General features: G+C 64.4%; 15 protein-coding genes. 7 read left to right on the forward strand and 8 right to left on the reverse strand.

What is annotated here, in order from left to right:
• Nucleotides 1-48: 48 nt before the first annotated feature.
• Together AB0323_RS17640 and AB0323_RS17645 are read left to right on the forward strand one after the other, a co-directional pair.
• A complete protein-coding gene (locus tag AB0323_RS17640; protein ID WP_366178476.1) occupies nt 49-2,766 on the forward strand; it encodes a LuxR C-terminal-related transcriptional regulator in 2,718 nt (905 codons plus the stop codon).
• A 91-nt stretch (nt 2,767-2,857) separates the two neighbouring features.
• On the forward strand, nt 2,858-3,877 hold the full coding sequence (locus AB0323_RS17645; RefSeq protein WP_366178477.1) for a DUF4386 domain-containing protein: 1,020 nt from the start codon (nt 2,858-2,860) through the stop codon (nt 3,875-3,877).
• Between the two features lie 12 nt (nt 3,878-3,889).
• Here the strand turns inward: AB0323_RS17645 and AB0323_RS17650 are convergent, their stop codons facing one another.
• On the reverse strand, nt 3,890-4,474 hold the full coding sequence (locus tag AB0323_RS17650) for an XRE family transcriptional regulator (protein ID WP_366178478.1): 585 nt from the start codon (nt 4,472-4,474) through the stop codon (nt 3,890-3,892).
• Between the two features lie 122 nt (nt 4,475-4,596).
• Between AB0323_RS17650 and AB0323_RS17655 the strand changes: the two genes are divergently transcribed.
• Both AB0323_RS17655 and AB0323_RS17660 read left to right on the forward strand, forming a co-directional pair.
• Complete coding sequence (locus tag AB0323_RS17655) at nt 4,597-5,547, forward strand: NAD(P)/FAD-dependent oxidoreductase (RefSeq protein WP_366178479.1); 951 nt, start codon at nt 4,597-4,599, stop codon at nt 5,545-5,547.
• 61 nt (nt 5,548-5,608) lie between these two features.
• Nucleotides 5,609-6,547, forward strand: coding sequence for a 5'-3' exonuclease (locus tag AB0323_RS17660; protein ID WP_366178480.1), 939 nt, complete (start codon nt 5,609-5,611; stop codon nt 6,545-6,547).
• A 41-nt stretch (nt 6,548-6,588) separates the two neighbouring features.
• Here the strand turns inward: AB0323_RS17660 and AB0323_RS17665 are convergent, their stop codons facing one another.
• On the reverse strand, nt 6,589-7,680 hold the full coding sequence (locus AB0323_RS17665) for a hypothetical protein (protein ID WP_366178481.1): 1,092 nt from the start codon (nt 7,678-7,680) through the stop codon (nt 6,589-6,591).
• Between the two features lie 196 nt (nt 7,681-7,876).
• On the opposite strand from AB0323_RS17665, the gene AB0323_RS17670 reads away from it, so the two are divergent.
• Nucleotides 7,877-8,725: an alpha/beta fold hydrolase gene (locus tag AB0323_RS17670; RefSeq protein ID WP_366178482.1), complete on the forward strand. Its 849-nt coding sequence runs from the start codon at nt 7,877-7,879 to the stop codon at nt 8,723-8,725.
• A gap of 16 nt (nt 8,726-8,741) precedes the next feature.
• Here the strand turns inward: AB0323_RS17670 and AB0323_RS17675 are convergent, their stop codons facing one another.
• The 6 genes from AB0323_RS17675 to AB0323_RS17700 form a co-directional block, all read right to left on the reverse strand.
• Nucleotides 8,742-9,650, reverse strand: coding sequence for a prephenate dehydratase (locus AB0323_RS17675; RefSeq protein ID WP_366178483.1), 909 nt, complete (start codon nt 9,648-9,650; stop codon nt 8,742-8,744).
• Nucleotides 9,651-9,685: 35 nt separating this feature from the next.
• A complete protein-coding gene (locus tag AB0323_RS17680; RefSeq protein WP_366178484.1) occupies nt 9,686-10,288 on the reverse strand; it encodes a carbonic anhydrase in 603 nt (200 codons plus the stop codon).
• Between the two features lie 687 nt (nt 10,289-10,975).
• A complete protein-coding gene (locus tag AB0323_RS17685) occupies nt 10,976-11,794 on the reverse strand; it encodes a glycosyltransferase (protein WP_366178485.1) in 819 nt (272 codons plus the stop codon).
• Entirely contained in the window at nt 11,781-13,178 is a 1,398-nt protein-coding gene (locus AB0323_RS17690) for a bifunctional PIG-L family deacetylase/class I SAM-dependent methyltransferase (protein ID WP_366178486.1), read from the reverse strand. Before AB0323_RS17690 ends, AB0323_RS17685 begins: the two co-directional genes overlap by 14 nt.
• Nucleotides 13,172-14,203: an acyl-CoA dehydrogenase family protein gene (locus tag AB0323_RS17695; RefSeq protein ID WP_366178523.1), complete on the reverse strand. Its 1,032-nt coding sequence runs from the start codon at nt 14,201-14,203 to the stop codon at nt 13,172-13,174. The genes AB0323_RS17690 and AB0323_RS17695 overlap by 7 nt, the downstream gene beginning before the upstream one ends.
• Before the next feature lie 129 nt (nt 14,204-14,332).
• A complete protein-coding gene (locus AB0323_RS17700; protein ID WP_366178487.1) occupies nt 14,333-15,604 on the reverse strand; it encodes a phosphatidylserine decarboxylase family protein in 1,272 nt (423 codons plus the stop codon).
• A 76-nt stretch (nt 15,605-15,680) separates the two neighbouring features.
• Here AB0323_RS17700 and AB0323_RS17705 point away from each other — a divergent pair, with 76 nt between their 5' ends.
• Both AB0323_RS17705 and AB0323_RS17710 read left to right on the forward strand, forming a co-directional pair.
• Nucleotides 15,681-16,682 (forward strand): DUF5996 family protein, encoded by a 1,002-nt coding sequence (locus AB0323_RS17705; protein WP_366178488.1) that lies wholly within the window; start codon nt 15,681-15,683, stop codon nt 16,680-16,682.
• A gap of 39 nt (nt 16,683-16,721) precedes the next feature.
• A complete protein-coding gene (locus tag AB0323_RS17710; RefSeq protein WP_366178489.1) occupies nt 16,722-17,069 on the forward strand; it encodes a UBP-type zinc finger domain-containing protein in 348 nt (115 codons plus the stop codon).
• The last annotated feature ends 22 nt before the right edge of the window (nt 17,070-17,091 follow it).

The raw sequence follows: 17,091 nt of genomic DNA on the forward strand, positions 1-17,091 counted from the left end.
GATCACCCGGGCCGAGGCAAGGTGACCGGCTGTCGAGGGAGGTCCGTGATGGCGGGTCCGTTGCTCGAGACCAAACTGCACATCCCCGGACTACGACGCGCGCTCGTATCGCGCCGCAGGCTCAGCGACCGTCTAAACCAAGCCGACGGGCAAACGCTGATCCTCGTCTCAGCCCCCGCCGGCTTCGGGAAAACGACGGTGCTGACCGAGTGGCTGGCAGAAGGACCCGCCAATGGCCGCTCGCTCGCCTGGCTCTCGCTCGACCAGCGGGACAACGATCCCACGCTGTTCTGGACCTACCTTGTGGCTGCGCTGGACAAGGCATCGGACGGTCTTGGCGCCAAAGCACTCGCAATACTCCGATCCCAGCAATCGGGCACGGAAGACTTCCTGACCACCCTGATCAACGAGTTGCAGGCCGTGCCCAACAGGTTTGTCCTGGTGCTCGACGATTATCACGTCATTGAGAGTGAGGATGTGCAGGAGGGGCTGGCCTTTCTCGTCGAGAACCTGCCTGCGCAGCTGCAGCTGGTCATCGCGAGCCGTGCCGATCCGGCTTTGCCGCTCCCGCGACTCAGAGCACGTGGCAGGCTCCTCGAGATCCGTGCCGCCGATCTCCGCTTCACCCCGGAGGAAGCTGCCACGTACTTCAACGGCGTGATGGGATTGAGTCTCAATGCGCAGGATATCGCCGCCCTCGAAGGTCGGGCCGAAGGCTGGATCGCCGCGCTCCAATTGGCGGCGCTCTCGATGCAGGGAAGGGAGGACGTCTCCGGCTTCATCGCAGGCTTCGCAGGTGATGACCGCTACATCGTCGATTACCTCGCGGAAGAGGTACTTCAGCGCCAGCCCGCCGACGTCCGGAACTTCCTGCTGCAAACCTCAATCCTGAACCGGCTCAACGGCCCACTGTGCGACGCAGTGACCGGCCAAAACACCGGAAAAGCCATGCTCGAGTCGATCGATCGAGGGAACCTGTTTGTGGTTCCGCTAGATGACCGGCGCTGGTGGTACCGCTATCACCACCTCTTCGCCGACGTGCTGCGGGCGCGACTCATGGACGAGCAGCCTGGCCGCCTTAGCGAACTGCACGAGCGCGCAAGCCTCTGGCACGAACAAAACGGCGACATCCCCGAAGCTATCCGCCACACAATGGCAGGCAGGGACTTCGAGCGGGCAGCGGACATGATCGAGCTCGCCATCCCTGCCATGCGTAAAGACCGCCAGGAAGCCACGCTGAGCCGCTGGCTCCAAGCGCTCCCCGGCGAGCTGATACACGCACGGCCCGGGCTGGGCGTTGCCTACGCCGGGGCGCTCCTCGCAAGCGGCGAGCTCACCGGCGTCGACGCCCGCCTCGAGGAGGCGGAACAGCGGGTGGGTACGACGGCGGAAGGCGGCGACGGCCGGAACCTCACCGGTTCGATCGCGATCTACCGTGCAGCGCAGGCGCTCGCAGTCGGGGACACCGCCGCGGCGATGATGCACGCGACTACCGCGCTCGGCCTCCTCGCGAAGGACGATCATCTTGAGCGCGGAGCGGCATCCGGGCTGTTGGCGCTCGGCCACTGGACGAACGGCGACCTGGGCGTAGCGTTCGGCCTGTGGTCCGATTCTTATTCCAACCTTGAACGGGCCGGGCACCACTCGGACATGCTCGGTTGCTCCATCGCCCTGGCCGACATCCGGATTGCCCAGGGCCGGCTCCGCGACGCAATGGCCATCTACGAGCGCGGTCTCGAGGTCGCGGGCAGGCACCCGGAGCCCATCCTCCGCGGAACGGCCGACATGCACGTAGGAATGAGCATGCTCCTCCTTGAGCGTGGTGAACGTGAAGCCGCAAGGCAGCACCTGCTGGCCAGCCAGAAGCTCGGCGAGGATGCCTCGCTGCCCCAAAACCCGTATCGCTCGCGGGTCGCGATGGCCCGGGTCCTCCAATCGGAAGGGGACGTGGGCGGCGCGCTTGAGCAACTCGACGAGGCAGAGCGCCTCTACGTCGGCGACTTCTTTCCGGAGGTGCATCCGGTCGCGGCCCTGCGGGCGCGGATGTGGATCTCGCAGGGAAGGACGTCGGACGCTCTCCGCTGGGCGCGTGAGCGCGGCATTTCCGACGAAGATGAACTCTCCTACGTGAACGAGTTCGAGCACATCACGTTGGCCAGGGCACTCCTCGCCCGGCACGGGGCGCAGCCGACGGAGGACTCTGCCGGGCGGGCGATCGCGCTGCTTGGCCGACTCCTTCGGGCCGCGGAAGAAGGTGGCAGGACGGGAACCGTCGTCGAACTTCTGGTTCTTATGGCGCTCGCCCACCAAAAAGTAGCGGACGACGGCGCGGCACGGGCAGCGCTGCAACGCGCGGTAGCGCTCGCCGAACCAGAGGGCTACGTCACCGTGTTCGTCGATGAGGGGCAGGCTATGGCCAGCTTGCTGGAAGCGCTCGCGAAGCAGGAAAGCGCCCCGGACTACGTAGGCTGGCTCGTGGAGTCGCTCGGGACCGAAACGCACGAGACCGAGGCCCAAGGTATCCCGGCGCCGCAACGCTTACTCGAGCCCCTGAGCGAACGCGAGCTGCAAGTGCTTCGGCTTCTTTCCTCGGAGTTGGACGGACCGGAGATCGCGCGCGAGTTGACCATCTCCCTCAACACCCTCCGGACACACACAAAGAACATCTACGCCAAGCTTGGCGCGAACAGCCGGCGCTCGGCCGTGCGCCGGGCCGAAGAGCTGGGTCTCTTAAAAGATCACCACATCAATCACCAGATGTGGTGATCCCTGCTCACCACATCTCCTTCTACCTTCAAAGCGTCAAGGAAGTCATCCGCGAAGGCGGCTGATATCCACTAAGGCAGAAGGAGGGGCGATGAACGCGAGATCGGTAGGCCGGGACGACACGCCGGTCGAGTACGAAGTCCGCGTCAAAGGCCATCTTGATTCCCGTTGGGCAGCTTGGTTCGAAGGACTGAGCCTCACCAAAGAACACGACGGAACCACCGTCATCCGCACCCGGAACATCGACCAAGCCGCGCTCCACGGCCTGCTGCAAAAGCTCCAAGACTTGGCACTGCCGCTCTTGGCAATCACCCAAATCGGAACCACGGACAGCCAGCCGGCGTCGAACCTCCGCATCTTCAACTCCAAGAAAGAACACACCATGAAAACCACAACCCAAACCCCGGCAACTGAGCGTGTCCGGATGGACCCGCTGCGGAAGACAGCGATGGTCGCAGGGATCCTGTACCTGGTCACCTTCGTCAGCTCGATCCCGGCGCTGTTCCTGATTTCCCCCGTCCTGAACGATCCGCACTACATCACTGGCCCCGGTGCCGACTCGACCGTCATCCTCGGATGCCTCCTCGATCTCGTCAACGCGGTTTCCGCCGTGGGCACCGCCGTCGCACTGTTTCCCGTAGTCAAACGGCAGAACGAGGGCATTGCGCTCGGCTTCGTCACCGCCAGGATGTTTGAAGCCGCGGTGATCATGATCGGCGTCGTCAGTCTCCTGGGTGTGGTCACTTTACGCCAGAACGGCGGAGCGGACCCGGCCTTGGTTCCCGTGGGCCAGGCGCTCGTGGCGGTGCGTGGCTGGACGTTCATTCTCGGGCCGAGCCTTGTTCCGGGGGTTAGCGGGCTGCTGCTCGGGTACCTGATGTACCGTTCGGGACTCGTGCCGCGTGTCATCCCCCTGCTTGGACTCATCGGCGGACCGTTGCTGCTTTCGTCGACGATCTCAACGATGTTCGGCATCAACCAAGGGATCTCGCTGTGGTCGGGACTCGCAACCTTGCCGATCTTCGTTTGGGAGTTGTCGCTGGGCGTGTGGATGGCGGTCAAGGGCTTCAGTCCGTCGCCCATCACCACCGGGCAAGCACGCACCGCCTGAGGGCAATGACGGTTATGAGGGCTTGGGGCGGGCGCGTACGTGCATCCGCTCGCCCTGCTGTCCGAACAGGCTGATGAATTCGACGGGTCTTCCGTCGGCGCTGGCGAACCAATGCGGTGTGTGGGTGTCGAATTCCGCGGCCTCGCCGGGGCGGAGTTCAAAGTCCTTGTCGCCCAGCACCAGGCGCAGCCGTCCGTTGAGGATGTAAAGCCATTCGTAGCCTTCGTGAACCCGTGGATCGGGCTCGGCTCCGCGGGCATCACCGGTGAGCACCATCTTGAAGGCCTGCAAACCGCCCGGCCGGCGCGTGAGGGGAACAGCCGTCATGCCGCCATGCGTGATGGGCCGCAGGTGAATTCTCGGATCCCCGGTGGGTGGAGCGCCGACCAGATCATCGAGGGGAACGCCGTACAACCTTGCCAGGGGCAGCAGGATTTCGAGGTTTGGCCTGCGTTGGCCCGATTCCAGCCGGGACAGGGTACTAACCGATACTCCCGATGCGGTGGACACCTCTCCGAGGGTGAGATCCCGTGCCGTGCGGAGCGCCCGGAGCCGGGGTCCGACAGCGCCGAGAACATCGTCCAGCTCATTTGCCATACCCCGCAGTTTGCCATAACAGCAAAATGTTTTGCCAGTTGGTTTCCATGGGATGGAAGCTGGTTTAGCCGCCCAAAGATGCTGGCGGGGGAATTTCAGTACACGACGAAGGGCAAACCATTATGGAGACCACACGGTATGACGTTGTGATTATCGGGGGCGGGGCTGCGGGGCTCAGCGCGGCCACGACGCTGAGCCGCGCGCTGCGCCCGGTGCTGGTCATCGATTCCGGAGCGCCGCGCAACGCGCCTGCAACGGGTGTGCACGGTTATCTTTCGAGGGACGGTATGAGCCCCGGGGAACTTTTGTCCATCGGACGCAGCGAAGTGCTCTCCTACGGAGGAACGGTCATTGACGGCGAAGCCGTTTCGGCACGGCGGGCCGCCGATGGATTCGAGGTGATGCTCGGAGATGCCCGCCGCTTCTCCGCCAGGCGCCTCCTCGTCACCACGGGTTTGACTGACGGGCTGCCTCCCATCGACGGGTTGCAGGAGCAATGGGGGAAGGGTGTTGTGCATTGCCCCTACTGCCATGGCTGGGAAATCCGGGGGAAGCGAATCGGCGTGCTGGGCACCGGTCCGATGTCGGTCCATCAGGCACTGATGTTCAGGCAATGGTCCCCAAACATCACCCTTTTCCTCAATGACACCGTGGACCCCACCAACGAAGAGTGGGACAAGCTCCGCGCCCGGTCCGTGACAGTCGTCGACGGCGCCGTGGCCTCTGTTGACGCGGTCGACGGTGTCCTCACGGGCCTCACGCTCCGCCAGGGCTCTTCCTTCGACATACAGGCTTTGGCTGTCAGTACACGGATGGAGGCCAGGTCCGCCCTCGTGGAATCACTCGGGCTGAGTACTCAGGTGCACCCCATGGGCGTGGGGCGGTTCATCGAGACCGACCTTACCGGTGCGACTGCCGTCCAGGGCGTGTATGCAGCGGGCAATGTCTCGAATTTGATGGCCCAAGTGATCACCGCGGCGGCCGAGGGTGTCATGGCCGGCGCACGGATCAACGCCGATCTCATCGAAGAGGAAACCCGGTGGGCCGTTGAGGGGATTCCGAGGACGCCATGAAGGTCCTCGCCAGATGGGGAAGCACTTGCCCTTTGCGGGTTCGTGGATGTAAGGATCGGTTATGACCCACCGCCTGATGCTCCTGGATACGGCCTCACTGTACTTTCGGGCCTTCTACGGCCTGCCCGGTTCGATCCGGCGCGCCGACGGCACCCCGGTGAACGCCGTTCGCGGCCTGCTGGACATGATCGCGCGGCTCACCTCCGACTATGGGGCGACGCATCTGGTGGCGTGCTGGGATGATGACTGGCGTCCGAAGTGGCGGGTGGACCTCATCCCGACGTACAAGTCGCATCGGGTCGCCGAGGCGGTAGAGGGTGCTCCCGACGTCGAAGTGGTGCCGGACGCGCTGCAGGCGCAGGTTCCCATGATCCGGCAGGTCCTCGGCCTTGCCGGTATCGCCGTCGTCGGGGCTGCCTTGCATGAAGCCGACGACGTCATCGGCACCTACGCGAGCCGCGCGAAGCTTCCTGTCGACGTCGTGACAGGTGACCGCGATCTGTTCCAGGTGGTCGACGACGACCGCGGGGTCCGGGTCATCTACACGGCGAAAGGCATGCGGAACTTGGAGATCGTGACCGATGCGGTCGTCGTCGGCAAGTATCGCGTGTTGCCGGAACAGTACGCCGACTACGCGACGCTTCGCGGCGACTCCTCCGACGGGTTGCCGGGCGTCGCTGGGATCGGCGAAAAGACCGCGGCTTCATTGCTGGCGACGTACGGGACCCTCGACGCGTTGCTCGCGGCCGCGATCGATCCAGACAGTGGGCTGTCCGCGCCCGTGAGGTCGAAACTTGCCGCCTCCGCCGACTACCTGGCGGTTGCTCCCGTTGTTGTGAAGGTCGTGCGCGACCTCCCGCTGCCCACTCTCGACGAGGCGGGAGCGCTGTTGCGTCCCGTCGTCGGAGACTCGCGCCTTGAACTCGAGCGTCTCGCTACCGACTGGAATCTAGGCGGCTCGGTGAAACGATTGCTCGACGCTCTCGAACTCCGTCAGTGAGGGGACATCAGCCCTGCGATATGATCGGCGCCGCTGACAAGTCAGTGGGCTGGTGAAACCGGGCTGGTGCCTGCTGTGGCGCGCACCTTGAGCGTGAGGGCGGCGAGGGCGAGCATTTCGAGTCCGGTCCATGCGAGCGTCCCGCCCCAAATTTCAGGGGAGAAGCTAAGTGCCCCGTCGTGGAGCGCCACACCGGCGAAGTACGGGGCCCAGAACACGACGGGGGAGAGGCCTATCGCGGTCATGAGCCTTGCGCGACGGTCCGGCGTGGGTCGCGCCACCGCCCACAGCACTGCGACGAGGACGGCTCCGACAAGGGCCACCGGCACAAGCCAGACGTCCCGCAACGCGACCATGATCTGCAGGGATACGGAGGGGAGCAGTGCCATGGCCGCGGGCACCGAGGCGTGCAGGCGCCAGCGCAGCGACAGCAGGAGGACGGGCACGAAGAGCGCGGCCGTCGAGACGAAGAACGACGCCAAAGAAACCATGATGCTCGACGACGTCGGAATCGTCACCGCGGGCTGCGCCCCGCCGGTGCCGCTGTATGTCTGGATGAGCCCGTGGCGCGCGAAGACCGCGAACTCCTGCAGAATGAATGCCGCAACCATACCGGAGAGCATGGCGCTCACGACGGCGGGCACCAGCCGCGGCCAAGACCGCTGGGGTGAGTGCCATGCTGAAGAGAAGGGCGCGCTGAGGATGAGGAAGCCGCCAGTCGCGAGCCCCAGGTGGGACGGGCTGAAGAGCGCCTTGAGGCCCTGCTCGATGCCGAATACCGAATGCCAGGCGAAGTCGGCCGCCCCGGAGACGAGGAAGAGGAGGACCCCGGCTGCCGCGGCCCCGTAACCGGCGGGGATCGCTTCCGTCCACCGCGCGCCGGGGGCGTGCCGGCGCCAGGTCAGGGCTGCGATCCAGACGGCGCAGGCAGCGAACCCCGAGTAGAGGATCGCGTGCCACGGAGTGAAGAACGTCTCGAGGTCACGGAGGTTGTTGTGAGCCCAGCCGTCAACATAGGTTCCGGTGAGGAGCCAAACGCCGGCCGCGAGGGTGATGATGTCTTCAACGGCAGTGGCGGGCCGGTGGACCGAGACCGGCGGATTCGCAAACGCGTGGGCTGCTGTGGCGTCCATAGCTCCACAGTAGGTCTCGCCGCTTTCCGCGGCGAGTAGAAACGTGACGCTTTCCTTAAGGGGGATCCGAGTCCGGCCAGCGATTGCACGTTTTCTCATTATTTGAGCACGCTGTTGCAACCCGCCAGTAAGTTACTTCAAAGTAGCTAGGGATGCCGTGGACATAGGGGTTCGCGGCCAGGAGAAAGGCAAGGCCATGCGCCGATTCCGACTCACCGCCGTGCTCGCCGTCGCAGCCCTCACGATTGGACTCTTCGCCGCACCCGCGGCTCAGGCCGACTCGATCTCACCGGACCCGCCCGGAGCCAATGATTGGACGTGCAGGCCGTCAATTGTGCATCCGTACCCGGTGGTCCTCGTCCCGGGAACCTTCGAGACGATGTACAAGAACTGGGCGCTGCTTTCACCCGTGCTCAAGGACCAGGGGTACTGTGTCTTTTCGCTCAACTACGGGGTGGTCAATGGTGTCCCCGCCAGCGGGGCAATTCGGGACTCCGCAGCTGAGCTTGCGACTTTCGTGAAATCAGTTCTCGGAGCGACCGGTGCAAAGAAGGTCGATCTCGTAGGGCATAGCCAAGGCGGAATGATGCCCCGGTACTACATCGGCTTCCTCGGCGGTGCCAAGTACGTGCACCAGCTCGTCGGCATTGCGCCGTCGAACCACGGCACTCAAGGCCTCATCGCGCCGTCGCCCGCGGGGATGATTCTCGACACGACCGCAACCAGCACGCTCTGCCAGGCCTGCGCGGACCAGCATGCCGGGTCGGCGTTCATGGCCGAACTCAACTCGATCGGCGACGCCGTACCAGGCCCGTTCTACACCGTCATCTCGACCCGTTACGATGAGGTCGTTACCCCTTATACGAGCCAGGCTCTTCTTGGACCGGTGAAGCAAGTGTCCAACCTTGTGCTCCAGGACTACTGCCCTCTCGACACGTTCGAGCACGATCAATCTCCCAACGATCCAAATGTCTGGGCCCTTGTCTCCAACGCGCTTCTCCAGAGCGGCCCAGCAGATCCGACGTATCGCCCGGAGTGCGTGTAGCGGGCAGGGGTAGCCCCTAAAGCGCTAGCGTGGTCTTTGGGGTGCCGGCCGGCGTTGTGGCTGGATTGACAGAACCGCTGAAGCCCAGGCTTCGATAAGGAGCAGCAGCATATACGCCGAGAACCCTGACCTCATCGGTGAAGAATTCCAGCTCCTCGAGCGCTTGGCGCACGGGGGTGTCGGATGGGTGCCCTTCAACGTCCGCCATGAACGTGGTCGCAGCAAACTCGTTACCTACCATGTAGCTTTCCAGGCGCGTCATGTTCACGCCGTTCGTTGCAAAGCCGCCCAGAGCTTTATACAGGGCCGAGGGTACGTTCCGAACCCGGAAAACGAAGCTGGTAATCACGGGCCCGGGCAACTCGTCGCGGGTTTGCTGCGGCCGCTCCCTGGACAGGGCGACGAACCTTGTGGTGTTGGTGGCGTCGTCCTCGACGTCTTCAGCCAAGACATCCAGCCCGTACATCTGGGCGGCGAGCGGAGGCGCCAGCGAGACCTTGGAAGCGTCATTCCAGTCGCGGACTTCCCGTGCGGAACCGGCCGTGTCGCCGGCGACTACCGGTTTCAGCCCAAGTGAGCGGATCAGCTTCCTGCACTGGCCGAGGGCATGAATATGGCTGTGCACCTCTTGCGCCTGTTTGAGGGTGCTTCCGGGTATGCCCAGCAAGTGGAAACGGATCCTGAGAAAATGTTCGCCCACAATCTGCAATCCGGATTCAGGCAGGAGGACATGGATGTCCGCAACCCGCCCGGCGATCGAGTTTTCGATCGGAATCATGGCGAGGTCCGCATCGCCGGATTTCACCAGTTCGAACGCATCCTCGAAACTGGGGCACGGTACTGGCTCCATGTCTGGGAACATCTGTAGGCAGGCGATGTTGGAGTTGGCGCCGGGCTCTCCTTGGTATGCAACTTTACGAACCATGGAGCAAATGGTGTCACATTTTCCGCCGCCCCAATCTAGATGACGCCGGCTGTAGAGACGAGCCCTGCCCGGCCCTCCTCGAGTTGGTACGCGAGGCCCACCAGGGCGGTGGAGTAGTTGTCCACGGCGTCGAAAATCACCCGTGAGCTGTCCATTGGCCGGCGCACGGTCTCTTTGACGTGTTCGACGACCATGTCGTTGAGGTCCGTCTTGTCTTCACGCATCGACTTCAGGACCGACGGGGTGATCCGTTCGACCAGGTCGCGGATGTGGCCCTGAGGCGCGTCCCCGGTTTCCACGGCGTCTTTCGCGGCGGTCACGGCGCCGCAATTGTCATGCCCGAGAACCACGATCAGCGGGACGTGGAGCACCGAGATCGCGTACTCGAGCGAGCCGAGGACGGCGTCGTCGATCACGTGCCCCGCAGTGCGCACCACGAAGACGTCGCCCAGGCCGACGTCGAAAATGATCTCCGCGGCGAGTCGGGAATCCGCGCACCCAAAGATGACTGCGAACGGGTTTTGGGTGTGAACCAGCTCGGTGCGCCGGGAGGCGTTCTGGTTCGGATGCAGCGAATCACCGGTGACAAAACGATCGTTGCCATCAAGCAGGCGTTGCCATGCCTGGTACGTGCTCATTCTGTTGCTCACCCTACTTACTTTAGGGGCGCTCTTTAAGGGGCGCGCCGACGCGTACGCCGAGGTATCGGTCCGAGCGGCGTTGAACTGGCCTTGAACGGCCGGAGAGTCTTCCTTCAGATGCGAAACGGCGGCACCATGAAGGAGGGCAGAACCCGTCCAACGATGGAAGGGAGAGGGCAGCGTGGATGAGCAGAGGTCCCTTCGAGGTCCCAGATTCCCGGGGTGGGAAGTTGGACCGGCGGCGGTCGGACTGGGCCTGGTCGCCCACCTCGTCTCGGGTGGAGTGTCTCCCGGGGTCCCGGTGCTGATCGCGCTCACGGCTCTGCTGAGTATGTGCGCTTCGCTGCTCGCCCGGTTAAACCTTCCGAGTTGGTTATTGCTCGTGCTCTGTGGCGTGACCCAACAGGTCCTGCATCTGGCCTTCGACCGGCTCTCGGGGACCTTCTCGGTTGTTGCGCCAGCCCAACATCAGCATGCAGGGTCAGGATGGCAGCCTGCGCAGCTGGCCGCGACGCCATCCGTCGCTGCCGGGCACTCACCGGATTTGATGCTGGACACGCACGTGGCGGCAGCCTTGCTGACGGCCCTACTCGTCGCCCGGGCGGACATATCGCTAACGCGGGCGTTGGCCCTGCTCCAGCGCACGACCCCGGGCGGTCCATCCAAAGCCAATCCGGGCACTCCTCATCCAGTCCCCAACACTGCGTCCGGAGGCGTGGCCAAAGCGTCGCCCAAGCCGCGGAGGTAACCGGCAAAGCCATGGGGCGCCCGGCCTTGGAGGCGGCTGGAGGTGACGACCCTCAGGGTGTCCGTTGCGACCACGGCACTTCCAGCACGCCGGAGGCGCTCCGCCAGAATTCGGTCTTCGTGGATTCGCACGGGCTCAAACCCACCGACGCGGAGGTAGTGCGAAGCACGGACGCCGAAGTTCGCCCCGAACACGTGGGGATGGTCCTCGGCGAAGCGATGCTTGCGCGCCCACGCCCTAAGCAGGCTCCCGTCCAGCTCGCCGGGGTCCGGTTCAACGGTGCCCAGCACCGCGTCCGCCCCGGACTCGGCGAGTTCCACCTGGCCGCAAAGCCAATGCGGTGGAACCATGGAGTCGGCGTCGGTATTGGCCAGCCAGACCTGCTCAGGGGCGGCGGTTGTAGCGGCGAGCGCGGCGCGGATGCCGGCCGCCCTGCTGGCCCCTGCACTGTGGAGCCGAACGTCGAGGACGCTGAGGCACCCGGCAGGGGCGGCGGCGTCGACGGCGGCTTCTCCCGTACCGTCGTCGCACGCGTCCAACACCACCACTACGCCGATGTCGACGTCGGGCCGCACCGAGCGCAACTCGGTGGCGGCGCGGCATATAGCGCGGACCGCCGGTCCGATGCGCTCGGCCTCGTTACGGGCCGGAACCACGACGGCGACATGGGTGATGTTGCCCACTAGTAGTCCAACGTGTGCGGGCAGATTTCCATCAAGGTGCCGGGTGCTGCCCTCAAGGCTAATCGCGGGCATCGGCGCTTCCAGGCGCGGCCGAGACGAACGTCTCAAGAATGAAGGCCTTCTCCCGGTAGACCGCGTCGGAAGGCCACGGCAGGCGCGCCCGCGCGGCCGCATGGACGCTGTCGCCATCCAGCGACCAGCCCGAAATCGGCCTGCGCCAATGGCACATCACCAACGTCCCACCCGGCAAGAGGGAATCCTCCGATTTGTCGAGCACAGCGTCCAACTCGGCGGGGCTCAAATAATAGCCCACCTCGGAGATGACAATGAGGTCGAACCGGCCATCGGGCCATTGGTCGGGCACCGTCATGTGCGCCGTCGTGGCGCCGGGGCTGTCTACAAGTCGTGCGTTTGCCGACGCGAGGGCCTCGCTGCTGGCATCCACGCAGACGAGTTGCTCGCAGCGCTGGGCGAGCTCGACGCTCAGCACTCCGGTGGAACAGCCCAGTTCGAGGCCCCGGGCGTAGCGCGGGTTAGGTAGCGCCGCCACCGTCAACCCGCGTTTCCGCTTCTCGTACCAACTGCTTGCATAGTCCCAGGGGTCGCCGGATGCGAGATGTACGGCGTCGAATACCCGCTCGGCATCCGCCGCAGTGTTGCTGCCCGAAGGAGGAGTCCACGCAAATGTTTCCCACGTCCGCCGGAAATGATCGACGAAGCGCTCCTGCAGGAGTGCCTCATCACCAGGCTGTCCTGAAAGCGGTTCCGTCTGTGACCGGTGGGCCCGCAATGCCGCGAACTTGGCTTCCCGGCCGCGCGCCGTCAGTTCCGACCGCACCCAACCGCGCCATCGCCCGTCGGCTACGCTGGCCCAAAGCCAGTACCAGATGGGGTATTCGAGGAGCCCGTAACCCCTTGCTTCGGCCAGCTGCGCGGCAACCGAACCGGCGACATCATGATCGCTGTGGCCGTCCCCTCGCAGTGGGGCAACCAGCACGACGTCCGAGGGGCGGGTGCCGACGGCAGGGTCCCGGACGGCCGCATCCCTGACAGCAGCCCGCAGGCCGTCGCTGATTGCAGGACGGTGATGTCCAAGCTGACCGTCGGGGAGCCGGAGGAACGTCCAGTGGGCGCCCAAGCCGAACGCCGCCATCGCCTCCTCGAACTCCTGTAGCCTCCGCGTTGCCAACTCGCCAGGGGTGGTGGTCGGGGAGTGCGGGTGCGAGGCCTCACCTGCGCTGCACAGCACCACTCGGACAGCGGCGCCCACGTCCACCAGCCGGGAGATGAGGCCACCGGCGCCGAGCGTCTCGTCGTCGGGATGGGCAGCGAGGACGACGACGGTCAGCCCGGCCAGTTCGGCATCGTCCAAGGGGAACTCGGGCAGCAAGTCCACGCCTGCTTGGAGCCATTCGTCCTCGGACGTACCTGCGTCAGCATGTGCAAAGGTCACCATGTGCTTTTCCCTTTCAGGACCAGGGAACCGAGTTGGGCGTCGTCGCGCTGGCCGTGATGTTGCCGGATGTAGAGGCGAAGATCGGAAACCCGCTTGGCATGCCGCTCATCCCGGGCAAGCGGGCCCGGACCCAGGTTCTCACCGACAATTCCCTGAATTCTTTCCACGATGGCAGCCACGTTTCCCCTGACCCGCAGCGCGTGCGCCCACGAGCCGTTGCAGTCGTCGCGAACGCCGAGTGTGGCGCCGTCGATCCCGGCCGCCGCGCCGCGGAGCAGCTCGAATCCGGAAGCGAGCAAACGGTCCGCTTCACCAAGCCCGGAAAGCGCGATCTGGTCCGGCTCCCGCAGCGAAAGGGCGTCCTTGAACGTGCGGACCAGGCCGACGGCACCGCCCACCCAGCAAGCGGCGACGCCGATGCCTCCCCAGGCAAAACCAGGTCGCTCAAAATACCAGCCCGGCTCGCCGACGGGGACAGCAGGGACATCAGTGAAATGCACCGTCCCGCTGGGAATTTCGCGTAGCCCGTGGCTAATCCAGAGCGGTTCTTCCACCTGCACTCCCGGGGAGCGCAGGTCGACGGCGAATGCCTGGCGACTGCCCGACTGCGTCTTCGCGGTGACGATTGCATGGTCGAGATGGCCCGCCAAGGAGCACCACGGCTTCGAGCCGGAAAGCGTCACACCCGCCGCTGGGGGCGCGGATTGCCCGCGGTCGCGGGCCTCAAGAACGTGGCCCGGCCCCTCGGCGGCGAATACCCCCCATGTGCCGTCGAAAAGGGCCTGCTGTCCCGCTTGCTTCAGAATTGCGCCGGCGTCCAGGTGCGGTTCGAACACGCGCGCAGCAGCGACGTCGACTGCCGCCAGCGACGCGAGCATCTCCCACAGCCGGACCGTCCCTCCTTCGCCGGGGTCCGGCGCCGTCCGGCCTGTCTCCTCCGCGAGCGCCAGCAACGCCGGGACGTCGCCTATCCGCTCTTCGGCCTGAGACAACAGGCGCTCGACGTCGTCAGGCAGTGCATCCATCCCGAACTGCACGGCCTTGCTTGCCTTGAAATCATCCAGGCGGTGCATGCTCATTTCTTCCTCCGCATCGCCCTGACTAATTACTTACCTGCGCCTAATAGTAAGCAGCCTTATTATAAACTGGCCAAATCATGCATTCTCCGCAGCTCTAGCCGTAGCAAGCTTCGACCGGACCCGCACGAGGGGTGCGTTCGGATCCTGCGGTTGGGGGATAGCGGTGAGAGCGAACTGGTCGATGACACCGGGTCGGAAGACGAGGCACTCGGTCGAGCCGCCGAACTGGAAGTAACCCAGCTCGTCTCCCTTGTTCACGTGGTGGCCCGGGACGATCTCCGGATCGATGACGCAGGAGGAGACTTCGACCATGCCTACCGGGATCACCGCCATGAGACCGATGACGGGGTCGTCGGCCTGGATCAGGATGATCGCGCGGGCAGCGACGTGGGCCAGATATGACTGGGAGAGGGTCGCTTCGACGGCGTCGGCCCCCTCGGAGTCTGCCTCGGAGAAGTACGTGCCGTCCTTGACGTACGCCCGCACGATCGTTCCGGCGACGGGAGCGTGCCACCGGTGATAATTGAGCGCGCTCAGGAACGCCTGGTACACAGTTCCGCCCACAAAGTGATCCACCGCCTCGTCTCCCGCGAGCAGGTCCTCGAGTGAGTAGGGCTGGTTTTTGACCCAGAACCGGCTCTGGCGTTGGACATCGGAGCTTATTTTGTATGGGGTCGACTCGCAGGCGCTGACGATGATTTTGTTGTCATCGGGTGCAGCGACCGGTCTGGAGGTCGAAGTGAGCCTGCGGGTGAAGAAATCGTTCCACGATGTGAAGCCCCAGTGCTCGGCAAGGGGATCGTGTTCATAGTCGTCCATCCCGACAACTTGCCGCGCCTTCTCCGACATCCACCCGGATGGCGAGTCGTTAAGCACATAAAGCGAGTCCTCGCTGCTCAGGAACTCGGACCAAGCATTCAGTATTTTGCGGAACATGGCAACGATTCGGGGATCGCGGTGAGCCGCGAACCCGGCCTCGGTTCCCATGGTCCAATCGAGGATCGCTGTCAACGGCGTGGTGACCATGCCGCCTTCGCTGAACTCGGGGGCAGTCGTCAGGACCTCGTTGATGAGCCGAAGCATCTGGTCGACGCTCGTGAGATGCCGTTTGCGGTAGGGCTTCGATTTAGGAACCTGCTCGATCATCTCCGTCATGTAAAGGCGGACAACCGGATCGCTGGCGATCAGTTCCTTGAACTCCACGATCACGGGATGCAGAGCAGCGTCTTCGCCCCGCGCCTCCACGCGTTCCCGGTGGCCGGCAATCCATTCCTCAAGGTCGTCTTGTCGCTCGGGCAGCCAGCCGCCCAGTCGTCGGACACGGTCGGATGAAGGGTTGATTGTCATAGTGCAGAGCCTACGCGCCTCCGACGTCGGGACGGAGACCCCGGCGCTTCTGGCCCTAAGGTGGCAGAATTGGCAGATGGCTCACCCTGGATGGCCACGGCTTCGGGTCGATGATTGGACCCCGACCCGGGAGACCGTGCACATGTGGACCCAGATCGTCGGAAAAATCCGCATGGCGCACGCCCCGATGCTGAACCACTGGTGGCAGGTGACGCTATACGTCACGCCGCGTGGACTGACGACATCAATGATCCCGTACGGCCGCGAGGCCTACGACATCGAATTCGATTTCCTTGACCACCGGCTGCATATCCGCTCCAGCAAAGGAACTTCGGCATTCGTCGTCCTCGAAGCCAAGTCGGTGGCCGAATTCCACTCCGAGGTATTCGAAGCCTTGGGCAGGCTCGGCATCGAGGCGTCCATCCGCGGCATCCCGAACGAGGTGGACCCGGCCATACCCTTCGCCGAGGACCATCAGCATGCCTCCTACGACCCTGAGGCTAGTCAGTTGTTCTGGCGACAATTGGTCCAGTCGGACCGGGTCCTGAATGAATTCAGGTCCCGGTTCAGGGGCAAGACCAGTCCCGTCCACTTCTTCTGGGGAGGCATGGACCTGGCGTACGCCCGATTCTCCGGACGGGACGCGCCCACGCATCCCGGAGGAGTCCCGAACTGCGCCGACTGGGTGATGGTGGAGGGTTATTCCCACGAGCTAAGCAGCTGCGGGTTTTGGCCCGGGGGAGGGGACGAAGGAGCCTTCTATGCGTACTCCTATCCCGAGCCTGCCGGCTACGCCGAATATGTGAACGACGTCGACGGCGCCACCTACAACAATGACGGCAGGCTGTACCTCCTCCCGTATGAGAGCGTCCGCACGGCATCGGACCCCGACAAGATGCTGTTGCGGTTCCTGCAATCCACCTACGAAGCGGCTGCGGAGACGGGACACTGGGACCGGGCTGCTTTGGAGGCGGAGCCGGCCCGTTGGCAGCGCTCACGAGGAGGCCAACAGGCCGGGCCGCGGGGCAGTCGGCGCTCGGCCACTCCTTCGGCGCGGAATGGCCGGAGCGTAGAGTAGTGGGTGGTCTAAAGGCACTCCAATTCGAGGGAAGCCACGATGAATGCAAAACCAGGAATCGACGTTTCGATTCCACCCAGCGGACCTGGTTGCGTCGAATGCGAGTCCAACGGAGGCTGGTGGCTGCATTTACGCCGGTGCGCCCAGTGCGGACACATCGGCTGCTGCGACAACTCGCCGGGGCAACACGCCACAGCCCATGCGCAAACCAGCGGCCATCCGGTCATCCGCAGCTTCGAACCGGGCGAGGACTGGTTCTTCAACTATCCGAACTCCGAGTTTTTCACCGGACCGGAACTTGAACCACCGGCGCATCACCCGCTCGATCAAGGCGTTCCGGGCCCAGCCTCACGCGTCCCGGCTGGCTGGCAGCAGCAGTTGCACTGACGCTTGCAGTGCCCGCTAGTTA

It is taken from the genome of Arthrobacter sp. NPDC080031, from assembly GCF_040702485.1.
In the GTDB taxonomy this organism is placed as follows: domain Bacteria; phylum Actinomycetota; class Actinomycetes; order Actinomycetales; family Micrococcaceae; genus Arthrobacter.

What these genes read in the sequence shown, in the direction of transcription:
- AB0323_RS17640 (WP_366178476.1), top strand. Translation starts at nt 49, where the DNA reads ATGGCGGGTCCGTTGCTCGAGACCAAACTGCACATCCCCGGACTACGA.
- AB0323_RS17645 (WP_366178477.1), top strand. Translation starts at nt 2,858, where the DNA reads ATGAACGCGAGATCGGTAGGCCGGGACGACACGCCGGTCGAGTACGAA.
- AB0323_RS17650 (WP_366178478.1), bottom strand. Translation starts at nt 4,474, where the DNA reads ATGGCAAATGAGCTGGACGATGTTCTCGGCGCTGTCGGACCCCGGCTC.
- AB0323_RS17655 (WP_366178479.1), top strand. Translation starts at nt 4,597, where the DNA reads ATGGAGACCACACGGTATGACGTTGTGATTATCGGGGGCGGGGCTGCG.
- AB0323_RS17660 (WP_366178480.1), top strand. Translation starts at nt 5,609, where the DNA reads ATGACCCACCGCCTGATGCTCCTGGATACGGCCTCACTGTACTTTCGG.
- AB0323_RS17665 (WP_366178481.1), bottom strand. Translation starts at nt 7,680, where the DNA reads ATGGACGCCACAGCAGCCCACGCGTTTGCGAATCCGCCGGTCTCGGTC.
- AB0323_RS17670 (WP_366178482.1), top strand. Translation starts at nt 7,877, where the DNA reads ATGCGCCGATTCCGACTCACCGCCGTGCTCGCCGTCGCAGCCCTCACG.
- AB0323_RS17675 (WP_366178483.1), bottom strand. Translation starts at nt 9,650, where the DNA reads ATGGTTCGTAAAGTTGCATACCAAGGAGAGCCCGGCGCCAACTCCAAC.
- AB0323_RS17680 (WP_366178484.1), bottom strand. Translation starts at nt 10,288, where the DNA reads ATGAGCACGTACCAGGCATGGCAACGCCTGCTTGATGGCAACGATCGT.
- AB0323_RS17685 (WP_366178485.1), bottom strand. Translation starts at nt 11,794, where the DNA reads ATGCCCGCGATTAGCCTTGAGGGCAGCACCCGGCACCTTGATGGAAAT.
- AB0323_RS17690 (WP_366178486.1), bottom strand. Translation starts at nt 13,178, where the DNA reads ATGGTGACCTTTGCACATGCTGACGCAGGTACGTCCGAGGACGAATGG.
- AB0323_RS17695 (WP_366178523.1), bottom strand. Translation starts at nt 14,203, where the DNA reads ATGGATGCACTGCCTGACGACGTCGAGCGCCTGTTGTCTCAGGCCGAA.
- AB0323_RS17700 (WP_366178487.1), bottom strand. Translation starts at nt 15,604, where the DNA reads ATGACAATCAACCCTTCATCCGACCGTGTCCGACGACTGGGCGGCTGG.
- AB0323_RS17705 (WP_366178488.1), top strand. Translation starts at nt 15,681, where the DNA reads ATGGCTCACCCTGGATGGCCACGGCTTCGGGTCGATGATTGGACCCCG.
- AB0323_RS17710 (WP_366178489.1), top strand. Translation starts at nt 16,722, where the DNA reads ATGAATGCAAAACCAGGAATCGACGTTTCGATTCCACCCAGCGGACCT.